This is a genomic window from Gordonia abscondita (genome assembly GCF_032711245.1).
Classification (GTDB): domain Bacteria; phylum Actinomycetota; class Actinomycetes; order Mycobacteriales; family Mycobacteriaceae; genus Gordonia.
Window position 1 is genome coordinate 3,619,910 of record NZ_CP128986.1, and the last position, 12,373, is coordinate 3,632,282.

11 protein-coding genes are annotated in these 12,373 nt (G+C 63.5%); 6 read left to right on the forward strand and 5 right to left on the reverse strand.

The window, feature by feature from the left end; translation table 11 throughout:
* Window positions 1–39 precede the first annotated feature (39 nt).
* The 5 genes from MP11Mi_RS16970 to MP11Mi_RS16990 are packed head-to-tail and all read right to left on the reverse strand — an operon-like array spanning window position 40 to window position 4,428.
* Window positions 40–993, reverse strand: a complete 954-nt coding sequence (locus tag MP11Mi_RS16970) for an MlaD family protein (RefSeq protein WP_420040050.1) — start codon at window positions 991–993, stop codon at window positions 40–42.
* A 32-nt stretch (window positions 994–1,025) separates the two neighbouring features.
* Window positions 1,026–2,048, reverse strand: coding sequence for an MlaD family protein (locus MP11Mi_RS16975; protein WP_420040051.1), 1,023 nt, complete (start codon window positions 2,046–2,048; stop codon window positions 1,026–1,028).
* Window positions 2,045–2,914, reverse strand: coding sequence for an ABC transporter permease (locus tag MP11Mi_RS16980; protein WP_420040052.1), 870 nt, complete (start codon window positions 2,912–2,914; stop codon window positions 2,045–2,047). Before MP11Mi_RS16980 ends, MP11Mi_RS16975 begins: the two co-directional genes overlap by 4 nt.
* A gap of 3 nt (window positions 2,915–2,917) precedes the next feature.
* Window positions 2,918–3,757: an ABC transporter permease gene (locus tag MP11Mi_RS16985; protein ID WP_420040053.1), complete on the reverse strand. Its 840-nt coding sequence runs from the start codon at window positions 3,755–3,757 to the stop codon at window positions 2,918–2,920.
* Between the two features lie 8 nt (window positions 3,758–3,765).
* Window positions 3,766–4,428 (reverse strand): hypothetical protein, encoded by a 663-nt coding sequence (locus MP11Mi_RS16990; protein WP_420040054.1) that lies wholly within the window; start codon window positions 4,426–4,428, stop codon window positions 3,766–3,768.
* Window positions 4,429–5,378: 950 nt separating this feature from the next.
* Between MP11Mi_RS16990 and MP11Mi_RS16995 the strand changes: the two genes are divergently transcribed.
* The 6 genes from MP11Mi_RS16995 to MP11Mi_RS17020 all read left to right on the forward strand — a co-directional run bounded on the left by MP11Mi_RS16995 (window position 5,379) and on the right by MP11Mi_RS17020 (window position 12,118).
* A complete protein-coding gene (locus tag MP11Mi_RS16995) occupies window positions 5,379–6,536 on the forward strand; it encodes a tyrosine-type recombinase/integrase (RefSeq protein WP_420040055.1) in 1,158 nt (385 codons plus the stop codon).
* A 1,230-nt stretch (window positions 6,537–7,766) separates the two neighbouring features.
* Entirely contained in the window at window positions 7,767–8,105 is a 339-nt protein-coding gene (locus MP11Mi_RS17000; protein WP_420040056.1) for a helix-turn-helix domain-containing protein, read from the forward strand.
* Entirely contained in the window at window positions 8,102–10,321 is a 2,220-nt protein-coding gene (locus MP11Mi_RS17005; RefSeq protein ID WP_420040057.1) for a DNA primase family protein, read from the forward strand. The genes MP11Mi_RS17000 and MP11Mi_RS17005 overlap by 4 nt, the downstream gene beginning before the upstream one ends.
* Window positions 10,318–10,554 carry a glutaredoxin family protein gene (locus MP11Mi_RS17010; RefSeq protein WP_420040058.1) on the forward strand — a complete coding sequence of 79 codons (237 nt, stop codon included), beginning with the start codon at window positions 10,318–10,320 and terminating at the stop codon, window positions 10,552–10,554. Before MP11Mi_RS17005 ends, MP11Mi_RS17010 begins: the two co-directional genes overlap by 4 nt.
* Window positions 10,551–10,772: a hypothetical protein gene (locus tag MP11Mi_RS17015; protein ID WP_420040059.1), complete on the forward strand. Its 222-nt coding sequence runs from the start codon at window positions 10,551–10,553 to the stop codon at window positions 10,770–10,772. The genes MP11Mi_RS17010 and MP11Mi_RS17015 overlap by 4 nt, the downstream gene beginning before the upstream one ends.
* On the forward strand, window positions 10,769–12,118 hold the full coding sequence (locus MP11Mi_RS17020) for a helix-turn-helix domain-containing protein (RefSeq protein WP_420040060.1): 1,350 nt from the start codon (window positions 10,769–10,771) through the stop codon (window positions 12,116–12,118). Before MP11Mi_RS17015 ends, MP11Mi_RS17020 begins: the two co-directional genes overlap by 4 nt.
* The last annotated feature ends 255 nt before the right edge of the window (window positions 12,119–12,373 follow it).

The following is a 12,373-nucleotide window of genomic DNA, read 5'->3' on the forward strand; positions in this document are numbered from 1 at the left end:
CCCAGGTCACTGAACCGATCTTCCGAATTCGATTGAAGCCTATTTTCGGCACAGGACCACCTCCCCTGCGCTGAGCATCACGGAAACGATGTCGGGTACCTGCGCGGGGCCCTTCGAGCAAGACACACCCCGCTGCCGCGCCTCAAACTTCTGCAATGTCGATGCAACTTGAGGTAGCAGGCCAAACAACTTGGCGAGAGATTCCGGCGTTGGCATCAGGTTCGCCAGTTCCGCACCGATGTCGACGCCTTTGTGCAATCCAATCGAGTGGAGGAGGGCGACAGTAGAATCGACGAATTCGGGCCCGTACTTCGAGGTAGTATCGAACTGGGAAAGGACGGTCATCGTCTGATCGAGAACCCCGTCGAATCCAGTAATAAACGCCATCACCTGCAGACTTCGACCTCCAAGTGCATCCGAAGCATGTTTCACGTTGTCAACCAACGTCTGGACCGCTTGCTGTCGATCGGTCGCGTACCGGGACAATTGTCCAACTGCAGCAGATAAGCTGGCCGGATCGTGCTGGTCCCCCTGCAGGAGGAGTACCAGATTAGAGGTCAACTTATTCACGTCGTCGGGGGACATTACTCTTAGCACCGGAGCCAATCCATTAAATAGCATCGTGATGTCGAACGACGGTGTTGTACTAGTCCGAGGAAGGAAGTCAACAACTTGACCGTAACCGGAGACGGCATCGATATATCGGGTGCCCGACATATTCTGAAACTTGATTGATGCGTGACCGCCCGAGTGAATCTCACTAGTCGTCTCGATAGTGAAGGAAACATGCGCATGCACATCGTTTGGCAGGCCGAGAATCTCAATACTGTCCACCCGACCGACGGACACACCACGGACTTTAACCTCATCACCCTGACGGAGACCAGATGCGTCAGTGAAGTCAGCCGACATAGTCACGGTGTCGCCAGTAGGTGTTCGTCCGCGCAGCGCACCGACCACGAGGGCCGCGAGGAGGACCGTAACGATCGCCACCGCAGCAACCCGCCATCCTGACCGTCGCAGTGTCATCGCACGCCCCCAACACTCGACGCCAGAGCCGGAGATCCCTGGAGAATCACCCGTAGATGAGCGCTCGGACTCTCGGCCGGCCCGGTGACCGCTGACGCTGCTCGCGCGAGTGCTTCTCGCATGTCGAGGACTGACTGCGCGCCGTGCACGATGTCCGCGAAGTAGCCAGCCACTGCAGACGCCATTTCGGTGGTTGGTGTCAGTTCGTTCCGGTGTGAGCTAAGGAGGAGTCCCACCGGGCCGAAAAATCCAGTGCCGATAAGCTTCATCGTCTCGTTGATCGGCTCGTATTTGTTGATGATGTCATCGATACGCGGCAACTGCACCAATGTTGCTTGTGCATCGAGAACGTTGGCCACGAAATCGGGGAGTTGCCCGGCGACATCCGCAAAGGCCGCTAGTTCCTGAGGCAAAGGTCGCGCCCATTCTGCGTCGCGAATGCGAACGGCACTGATTACCGAATCGATGACCGGAACAGCCACATCGCTGTAAACCGCCATACGGTTGATGGAATCTGTCAGGTCAGAATTCAACACTCTGGTCGTCAAGGACCCGCTACCCTCCACAAGTGCACCCATCGTATTGTCCGGAATACTCTGGCGGACCAGCACCACTCCGTCGTGCAAACCCTGACCTCCCGGCTCAGGCAAGAGACGGACGGCTGCTATTCCGAAGTAGTTGAATGGGACATAGTCGAGAGTCAACGAGTCGGTAAGGCTCGCGATGGAGGCGGACTCCACATCGAGTTCGAGTCGCGATCCCCCGTTCTCTGCCAATTCGATCGAATTCACTGTGCCTACGGGAACTCCACGCAGGATAACGTCCGAATCCACGCCAACACCGCGACCGACCGTGAGCGTCTCGATCACAATCCGCGTTCTGCCTTCAGGCTGTGACTGCGGGGTGAGCGCAACGGCTCCGAACACCAGCGTCAGGCACAGTGCCAGCACTCCCCCCACCCGCTCATAGGAGAGGTTGACAGGTAGTTTCGGCATACCGGGTACGAGCGCAGTGTTCATCCGACGAACTCGATGGACGGAACCAAACTCCAGATTAGGACCGTCAGCGCGAGGTCGATCGTCACGATCAGAACGATGCTCGCGCGAATGGCCCGGCCGCTCGCGATACCTACGCCCTCCGGCCCGCCGGATGCAAAGAATCCGAAGTAGCAGTGCGTCAGCGTCACGACGGCACAGAAGACGGCAACCTTCAATGTCGAGTAGCCAATGTCATCCAAACTCAGGAATTGGGTGAAGTAGTGGTCGTAGGTGCCGGTCGGGAGCCCATGCACCAGGGTGACGATCGATCTAGCGGACACGAAGCCGAGGACCAGCGACAGGAGATATGCGGGCACCACACAGACCATGGCTCCGACCAACTTCGTTCCGACAACGAAGGGAATCGTGCGGATCCCGAGCGCCTCCGTAGCGTCGATCTCCTCGGAAACCCGCATCGACCCAATCTCGGCCGTCATCCTGCAGCCGGCCTGCGCAGCAAAGCCTATTCCGGCGACTGTCGGCGCCAGCTCCCGGACAATTGCCAAGCCGCCAAGAACTCCGGTCAGCGGACCGAAGCCCACGATGTCGAGCCCTGCGTACCCCTCGATCGCGACGCCGGCCCCAATCGCGACGCCTAGTATCGCGAGGACTGAAACGACGCCACCATCGGCGATCAGGCGACCCCGGCCCCATGCCAACGAAGAGGACGCGGCGAGAGCCTGCCTCGAGTACTGACGTAGGGCGATTGGAAGTTGGCAGAGGACTAATACTACGAACACGACCACTCGGCCAGCTTCGTAGAATCCGCCACGAACCGAACCTGCGACCCGTAGGACACCCCGACGGATCCGCGGAACTCTGGTGTATTTCGAAAGGATAGTGGTCATCGGTCACGCAACCTGTATTGGGGAAAACATGGTCTGCACCTGCGTCACGGCCAGGGTGAGCAAGATGATCACGACCACACTGAGAATGACCGCTTGATTTACCGCATCCGCAACACCGCGTGGTCCGCCTGTCGCCTCCATCCCCCGCATGGATGCGACCGTTCCGACTACTACCGCTGCCACCTCAACCTTCACTAGTGCGTAGACGATGTCGGTGATCCCGGCGAACGCTCCGAACGACTGCCAGAACCCACCAGGGCTGACATCGCTCACATAGACCGCCGTGACGTACGACGATCCGACTCCAATGGTGATGATGATGAACAGCAGGGCCGGGGCCACAAGGAGGAGTGCCAGCATCCGCGGAGTCACCAAACGCTGGACCGGGTCGACGCCAATCACCCGGAGCGCGTCGAGCTCCTCCCGAATGGATCGCGCGCCGAGATCCGCAGCGATCGCGGCGGCCGCGGCGCCTCCGAGAAGGAGTCCTGATGCAAGCGGCGCACCCTGCCGGATGATGCCCATTCCACTCGCGGCACCTGCAAGTGATCCAGCACCGACCTGGCTGACAATCGAGCCGACCTGGACCGATACGACAGCACCGAACGGGATCGCAGTGAGAACTGCAGGCAATGCCGCGACCTTGAACAGGTGCCACGTTTGGTCGAACAATTCAGTGACCGCAAGACGCCAGTGGCTGACTCCGTCGACCACGTGAAGGAACACTGACGTCAGCAGCATCACCGCCCGACCTATGGCCGAGATCGACTCCGTGCCGCGTTCGGCGGCTTTGCCGACGATAGTGGCGACACGGTGCGATGGCTCTGCTACCGCGTGGATCATTAGCCGAGTCACTTCCCTGGCACCACGCCGCCAACGCCGCCTACATCGACGATCTTCCATTTGCTATTTGAATCGATCTTGATCGTGTAGGTGGCCGTCGACTCGATTCCTTCGGGTGCTTGAGTGTTTTTGGTCGACACGTTGACGAATGCGAGCACCGTGTAGACGCCGTCTTTGGCGATCTGGACTTTCGCAGCGAGCGGGCGCGCAGTCGACTCCCATCGAAGTGGAACCATGACCTGCTCCATTGATGCGCCCGCCTTCTGGAGCCGATCGGCAAGGTTGGCGCCGGTGTTGGCACTCAGCCGCCTCATCCAGCCGGCCATGTCGTTGAAGTGCATCGTCCCGGCACCTACTGCGTAGTCCAGCGCAATCTTCTCGGCCCGGTCCGTATTGGCCGCATCGATGTTCATCTGCTCGACTGACGCCTGGGCACCATGTTCCTGACTCACTGCTTGGTACCAGGACCACCCTCCGAAACCGATGAGCAGCGCCAGGAGTGTGATCGCGCTCAATCGCCAGATGCTCCGGATCGAGATCGACAGAGACCTCGCTCGATTGTGGCCATCCCCAACGTTGTCAGCTGAGGAAGTCGGGGCTTCCGTCACGTGATCGTCGGTCAGCCCTGATCCTTCAGTTTCACCACTGAACTTGATCGCTGTCAGTTCCATTGTGCGTCTCCACCTGCAGATTTTCACTCCATCGACATGAAGACTAGCACAAATGACTTCCTTCACTGTCATTTCTACGGAGAGGGTGGCACAGGAACTCGGGCCCTGGACAAAAGACGTATGACTGCGGCCTCGTGCCGCCGTCGACGTCTCCTGGCAGACGTTCTCGCCCGGTCGCGCCGAGATACAAAGACAAGAGGGAGAGGGATGGCTCATCTAGGTAACCGAAGTTCGTTGAGTAGCGGTCGCATTCGACTCGCCCGCTCACGACAGCCGTTGGCCCGACAATGAGGCGAACGTTTCGCCGAAGTTCACCGCGTCTGCGAGCAGAGCACCTTAGGCCCTCCAGCCTGAGGATCTCGAGCAGCATGCGCGGCAGCAAAGTCGGCGGCGAACTCCACACAGTCGGCAGACCCAGTCCGGGATCCGAAGAAACTTGTCCTAGTACTCGATCGACACCTGCAGGCGCCCAGTTGGAACCTTCACCCATTTTGATGACAGTCGAAGTGCCGCAGTTCTGGGTCCGCCCGCCCATCGCTTCATGGACCGCAGCGGAGTGTCGTCATGCCCAAGTCCGCCGGTCATCGGCATTGGGGCGCCAATCTGCCGCGTACCGTCGCGTCGCAACCGGAATTGGACACGGGCCACATCCGAGGCTTGACCGTTGAGTGCCCCAGCGAGACTGCACTGCTGCAGCAAACCACCCGCGGACATCTCAGTTACGAGTCAAGAACTCGTCCAGACGCGAAAAGCCCGCTGTCACCAGCGGGTTTTCGTTGTGGTCCCGGCTGGGATCGAACCAGCCATTGCATGTATGGTCACAGCTAGTAACTGCAGGTCAAAGCGTTGCAGATGCCGCACGAATGGGCAGATTTCAGTACGTTTTGGCATGCTGAGTACCGCATGAGTACCGCACGCGCGGTACCCGACCAATCGGGAGGACGGCACACGTGGCACGGGAATCGTGGGGAATCATCGACAAGCAGCGGTCGGGCCGCTATCGAGCGCGGTACACGCACGTTGGCGAGCGACACGGCGCGCCGGGCACCTTCGACACCAAGGCCGCAGCGCGGGCGTGGCTGGCGACGCAGCGCGCCGCTATCGCCGGCGGGACGTGGGTGCACCCTGACGAGGCCGCGCGACAGGCCGAGGCCCAGGCTGCCGCCGCAGCCCGTCAGGCGACCACCTTCGGCGAGTACGCCGACAAGTGGGTCCGCGAGCGCACCAACTCCAAGGGCGAGCCGATCCGCCCGCGTACCCGCAAGGAATACGAGCGGATGCTGAACAGCGAGGCCGGTTTCCTCACTGAGTGGCGCGCCACTTCCCTATCCCAGATCCGGCCCGAGGACGTGCGAGCCTGGCGCTCCGAGAAGCTGGAGACCAGGCACCTCACCCAAACCGCTCGCGCGTACGACCTGATGAAGAGCGTTCTCAAGACCGCTGTCGAGGACGGATTGCTCGACGCCAACCCCTGCAACGTCAAGGGCGGATCGCTCACATCGACGAAGAAGAAGGTCCGCCCGCCGACAGACGACGAGCTGGACCAGCTCATCACCGCCATCGACGAGCGATACAAGGCGCTCGTGGTCGTGGCCGCAGCGGGTGGTCTGCGCTACGGCGAGTGCCTGGCACTTACTACCGACGACATGCTCGTCGAGCGCGACGACAAAGGCGACGTCGACTGCGTGCGTCTGGTCGTCGACGACGCAGTGGTCGAGGGTGCCGGAATCCCGCGGGAGTCCGGCGAGGTCAAGACCGAGGCTGGTGTGCGAGGGATCTCGATCTTCGGCCGCGACGCGCAGATCATCGCCGAACACGTGGCCAACCTCTCCCCCGGTGTGCTGCTGTGGACCGACACGCAGGGTCGCTACGTCAGCCAGTCAAGCGTCAACAACGCGTGGTGGAAGGCTCGCAAGGAGGTTGGCTGCGAGGACGTCACTTTCCACAGTTTGCGTCACTACCAGGGCACCCGGTACGCCAGGACCGGCGCGACGCTGGCCGAGATCATGGCTCGGCTCGGGCATGGCTCGGTGAAGGCCGCGATGCGCTACCAGCACGACGCCGAGCAGGAGCGGCTCGACGAGTTGGCCCGCAGAGCGGCTCGGTGAGTCGTGTCGCCTCGACGACGAAGGTGACACGACTGAGTATGAAGCACGGCCGCTGCTCCCTACGACGACGGCTGCGTACGTAGGTGGCGCCCCGGGCTCCTGTAGCCACCAACGTCGAGGAAGTGGCGATGCGGGAGGGAGCGGAGTGGGAAACGAAAGACAAAGGAAGCACCGCTCGGCTAGTGATGATCGGGTCGCTGCTGTTTGCTGCGACGACGGCTGCGTAAGCGGGTGGGCGAAGACTGCTGCTGGTTCGCACGACGGTGTCCGCAGAAGCCCGGTTGCGCTCCGAGCTGCGTCGCCACCGACGACTCGGAGACACCACTTGGCCGTTCGCACCCGGCTGCTACTTCCTACGACGACGGCCACGTAAGCGGGTGATCACAGAATCACAGATTTGAAAATCGGCGAAGCAGACTCTGTGACCAACTTTGTGACGGCACCCGCTGGGGGTTTATGCAGGTAGCGAGGTTTTCCGTATCAAGAATCTCTCAAAAATCACACAATCACAGATTTGCAGAAAAAGTTCTCCTAGGGACTTCGCTTCAATCGGTCGAGGTCTATAGGAATCTTTTCTGTCGCAAATCTGCGACTCTGTGATCACCTGGGCTTTTACAGAGCGAGAAACGCTGCTACCTGCACAAACATCAGTCACAGAGTTGGGTGCGCAACTCTGTGACTCCCGGCCGCTGCTTCCTACGACGGTGGCCACAACTCTCGAGTGGCGCTCCCGGCCGCTGCTTCCTACGACGGTGGCCACAACTCTCGGGTGGCGCTCCCGGCCGCTGCTTCCGGTCGCTCATGTCGGATGATCCAACATCGTTGCGCGACAGCATGATTCGATTGACAGTCACTGCCGATTCTGGTTGAATTGACTCAGATTGATTGGGATGAACCGTCAGCGCGGTGATTCCGAGTAGCCGGCACTTGAAAGCCCGGACGTGGTCCGAATGGCCGCGGAAGACAGGTGGGGCCTCGTGCGCCCCTTAGGAGGATCGTCGAGGGGTAATAGCCCGCCCCGAGCCGAGTGCCGGTATCGCTGATCCCGCCGGTGCAGAGCAGACACTAGGATTGCCGCCCTTGAGGCGGTGGGCGAGGGAAGTGCGGCCCGTTCCAGCGCGACGGTAGCGGCAGGCCCTCATCTGGCAGCGTGGACCGCCATCGGTCCGACCACGGGACGTCAGCCAGAGACATAGGCACAGTTGTGCCCTGTCTCTGGAGGTTTCCCCGATGGGATGCTCTGACTCCGTCGATCTCTCGACGCTTTTCGACACCGGCGATCGCCCGGTCAGCTACTACGCCGCTCTCCCCGGCGCTCCGAGCGCCTCAACGATTCACCGCGCGATCCGGCGCGGTGATCTGGCGGCGACCCTGGACGGTAACACCCACCGCGTCACACCTCAGGCCTTCGAGACGTGGATCCGCAGTCGTCGTGTGCCTGTGGCCGGTGACCTCGACTCTGCGGTGGCCGAGTGGGCGGAGGCTGTCGCGGCGACGGCGCCGCCGCTGTCGCCCTCTGACGCTGCGCGGGTGGCCGCGCTTCTGGTCCGCGGGGGTGCAGCTGCATGAGCGCAAAAGAAAACCCCGGAGTGGTGTCCGAGGCTCTCGAAGAAACTGCTGAGGTCGCGGCTTCTGGGGTCAACGGTACCATCGCCGATCTCGATTTCCCGCTGACGCCGGCCGCTGCGGCCGTCGCTCGTGCGTCCGTCCACGATGGCGTCATCGACGCCGACCAGCGCGCCACCAAGGAGATGTTCGACCAGCTCGCCCGGCGCGCCGGCGACGACCCGCGACTGAGCCAAGGCGGTCTGCCCTACACCCGCTCGGTCGCCGACATCTCCTCGATCGTCTGCGACCACTACCTGCGCGCCGAGCAGATCCCCATGCTCCGCAGGCTCAGCCCCGAGGCGGTGCGCGTCGGCCTGCGCGGGGCGATCAACGACGCCATCGAGGCGCAGAACGAGCAGCTCAAGCGCGACCTGGTCGTGGGCAAGAAGCTCATGCACATCACGCGCCTGGGCCACGCCGAGATCGCGCGCCTGATGGCCGCTCTGCATCCGATCCGCCGGCTGCAGGCCGGGCCGCGGCCGAAGTCGGCGGACCCGCTGATCGTCTACATCGACGACGCCGCAGCGCCCGGCTACGGCACGTACGAGATGAGTCAGGAGACCTTGGACGCGATCGCGCGGCGCTACCAGCCGGACCTGGTCACCAAGGAGTTCACGGAGATCTTGGGTGCGCTCAAGGGCGCGGTCGAGCGAGTACACCAGTCCGATGACCGCGACCTCGTCGCCTGCCGCAACGGCCTCGTGGACTACAACGGCGGCGACCCGATCTTCCGCGAGTTCAGCCCCGAGCACGTCGTCCTGGCCAAGCTCGACGTCGACTGGAACCCCGACGCCGAGAATCCGGTGATCGACACCCCCGACGGCGATCAATGGGACGTCGAGTCCTGGATGTCCAGCCTGTCGGATGACCCCGAGGTCGTCGAGCTGCTCTGGCAGACCACCGGTGCGATCACGCGGCCGCGGGTGCGCTGGGATCGCTGCGCCTTCTACTACGACGAGCGCGGAAACAACGGCAAGGGCACCCTGCTGTCCCTGCAGCGCAACCTGCTGGGAGAGGGCGGCTCGGTCGGCATTTCACTGTCCGATCTGGGCACCACTCACGGTCTGGAGCCGCTCATCGGCGCAGGCCCGGTGGCGTCGGCGATCCTCACCGACGAGAACGACGTGGGCACCTTCATCGAGAAGGCCGCGAACTTCAAAGCGCTGATCACGCACGACGTCATCACCGTGAACCCGAAGCACAAGGCCGTCGTCAATCTCCGCTGGTTCGGCTTCATGGTGCAGTGCGTCAACGACCTACCGACGATCAAGGACAAGTCCGACTCGATCTACCGTCGTCAGCTGTTCATCCCGTTCACCAAGTGCTTCACCGGCCGCGAGCGCAAGTACATCAAGGACGAGTACCTTAAACGCCGCGACGTGCTCGAATACGTGCTGCGGCGCGTCCTCACCATGAGCTACTACGAGCTCTCCGAACCGCTGGCCGTCAAGGCGCTACTGGGTGAGTTCAAGGAGTACAACGACCCGGTCCGCGCCTTCTGGAACGAGGTCAAGACCCAGTTCTACTGGGACCTGCTGCCCTTCCAGTTCACCTACGACCTCTTCGTGGCCTGGATGAGCCGCAACATGCCCAATTCGCGCCCGGTGGGGCGCAACAAGTTCATCAAGGAGCTGGTCACCCTGGTCGACGGCGACCTCGAGGGCCCCTGGGAGTGCAAGGAGCAGCAGGCCCAGCACGCGTCCGGCACCCGCATGATGGCCACCGAGCCGCTGATCGCCGAGTACAACCTGCTCGACTGGGCGAACACGTCTGCGCGCGACGACGCCAAGAAGTTCGCCCGGATCCCGGCGGACAAGCTCAAGCGTGTCTACCGCGGCCTGGTGCGCCGGGAGGACGACATGACTCTTCTCGACCGCGAGGCAGAGGGGGTCGCTGTCGACGGTGCGGACGCCGCCGGTGACACTGCGGTGTCGGATGACGTCGTGCCTCTGACGGCCGCGTCGATCGAGATTCCCGAAGATGGCGCGCCGGGCCCGGCCGGCCGGACCGCGGCTGTGTCCGGCGACGACGACGTACCTGAGGACGAAGGGCATGTCGGGGGTGCGCCGGCACCGGCACCGGTCCGCGCACTCTCGCCCGAACGCACGGCGACGCTCGCCGCCAAGGGTGTGTTCATGGCCCCGGCCGCTGACAACGCGGCAGAGGTGACCCGATGATCACCGTCTACACGCGCCCCGGCTGTGGCCCGTGCGCAATGACCCTCCGCAGACTCGACGCCCAGGGCGTCGACTACACAGCCGTCGACATCAGCCAGGACGTCCAGGCCCGCGACTACGTGATGGCGCTGGGCTACCTCCAGGCTCCCGTCGTCGTGGCCGGTGACGAGCACTGGTCGGGGTTCCGGCCGGAACGCCTCAAGGCACTCAGCACCGAAGGAGCAGTGGCATGACCTCGCGTATGAATCGGCGCGACTTCGCGCAGACCGTCGGCCAGCAGGTTCCGGTCGGTCGACGAGCGTTCCGTCGGCACGTGCAGCGCATGCGCGGGTGGGCAGCGACCGACCCGCGTATCGATGTCGCCTACGCGGCGTACCGGCGTGGCCTGCACGGAGCGCAGCCGACGACTGCAGAGTCGTCCGGCCAGCCGGAGAAGGGAGCGTCGGCATGAGCAAGATGCCTCATCCGTTCAAGTTGGATCCCGGTGCCGAGGACTACGGCTACGTCTACTACTTCCGGGTCATCGCGGCCGCAGCCGGCCTGTCGGTCATCGGCAACATCGCCGCCTACGCGGTGTCCGACCTGCCGTACGGAGCTGTGTGGGCCATTCACGGTCTGCCGCCGTTGATCGCCGTGCTGATGATCCACATGTTCTCGACCATCCGGGCGAGCTTCATGGGTTCGATCCGACGTGACCCGACGACGCGGCCGGCCTCGCCGTGGACCGGCCTGCCGTGGCGTGAGAAGGTCCGCAGCTGGAGTTTCGGCGACCTCGCTCTGGCCTCGGCGTTGGCGCTCCTGGTGACTGCCGTCGTCGCGATTACTCTGGCTGTGAGCTTCGTATCGCTGGCGAAGGTCGGCGCGATGGCCGGCTGGGATGGACGGGCCTCCTGGGCGCTGCCGCTGATGCTCGATCTACCCGCGTTCGCGGCGACCATCGGGTTCATCAAGGCCGGCCACCGGATCGCTGAGGACGAGTCGGGCGACGCCCTCGACGGGGCTGCCATCGACGACAGCGTCGACCGCAGCCGCCCTGTCGACGACAGTCCGACGGCCGCCATCGACGACCGCTACCGGGCCGACGACGACGGTCTGTTGGCCGCCATCGTCAACGGGCAGCAGGCTGACGACGACGGACAGTGGGCTGCTATCGACAGTGCCGTCGACGGTCAGCGGGCCGATACCGGCGTCGTCATCGTCAACGCCGACGACGCTGTCGACGGCGATCCGGCGGCTGCTATCAACAGTGTCGCTGGCCATGGCCGACCGGCTGCTATCGGTGCCGATGACAGCGGATCTCTCCTGGTCAAGGCTGACGATGGCAACGACGACGGTCTGCCGATGACGGCCCTCGACAGCGCTGACGACGCTGTCGACAGCGCGATCGACACCGGCGGGCGGACTGCTATCGACGACCGCTATCGGGCCGACGACGACGGTCTGTTGGCCGCCGTCGTCAACGGGCAGCAGGCTGTCGACGATGCTGCCGTCGACGACCGGACGTCGGCTATCGACAACCCGTCGTCGACTGACAGCGATGTCGTCGACGAGCAGGATCTCGATGCGTTGGCGGCTGCCGTCGTCGACGACACCAACACCAAGGTCTCTGTCGACGCCGTCGCCGAGGCGCTGCGTCTCCGGCGCGATGGCATTTCCTTGGCCGCGATCGCCAGCCGGCTCGGCGTCGGCTCACACAGCACTGTCAGTGGCTTGGTGAAAGCCGCGGCTCGACTCGACGATGCCTACGCCGAGGCCGTCGGCCAGCCGCGGCGACCCGCCCTGGTCGCCGTCGACTGAACGCTCGGCGTCCCGGAGACCCCCGCCTGCCACTGGCCGGCGGGGGTCTTCTCATGCTGCGGCCGGGGAGATCTCGGCCGCGCCTGTGTTATTCCCGGCGAACTTCGCGGCTATTCCGCGGCGTACCTCATCGACCTCGCTGCCACACTCGCCGACCGCATCCGCGTCGTCCCCGGCCGCACCACCCGGACACCGCCGCGGGCACATCGCCGGCGACCGCACCGGTGTGCAGCGGACCGGTGCGCCGTAGGCCAC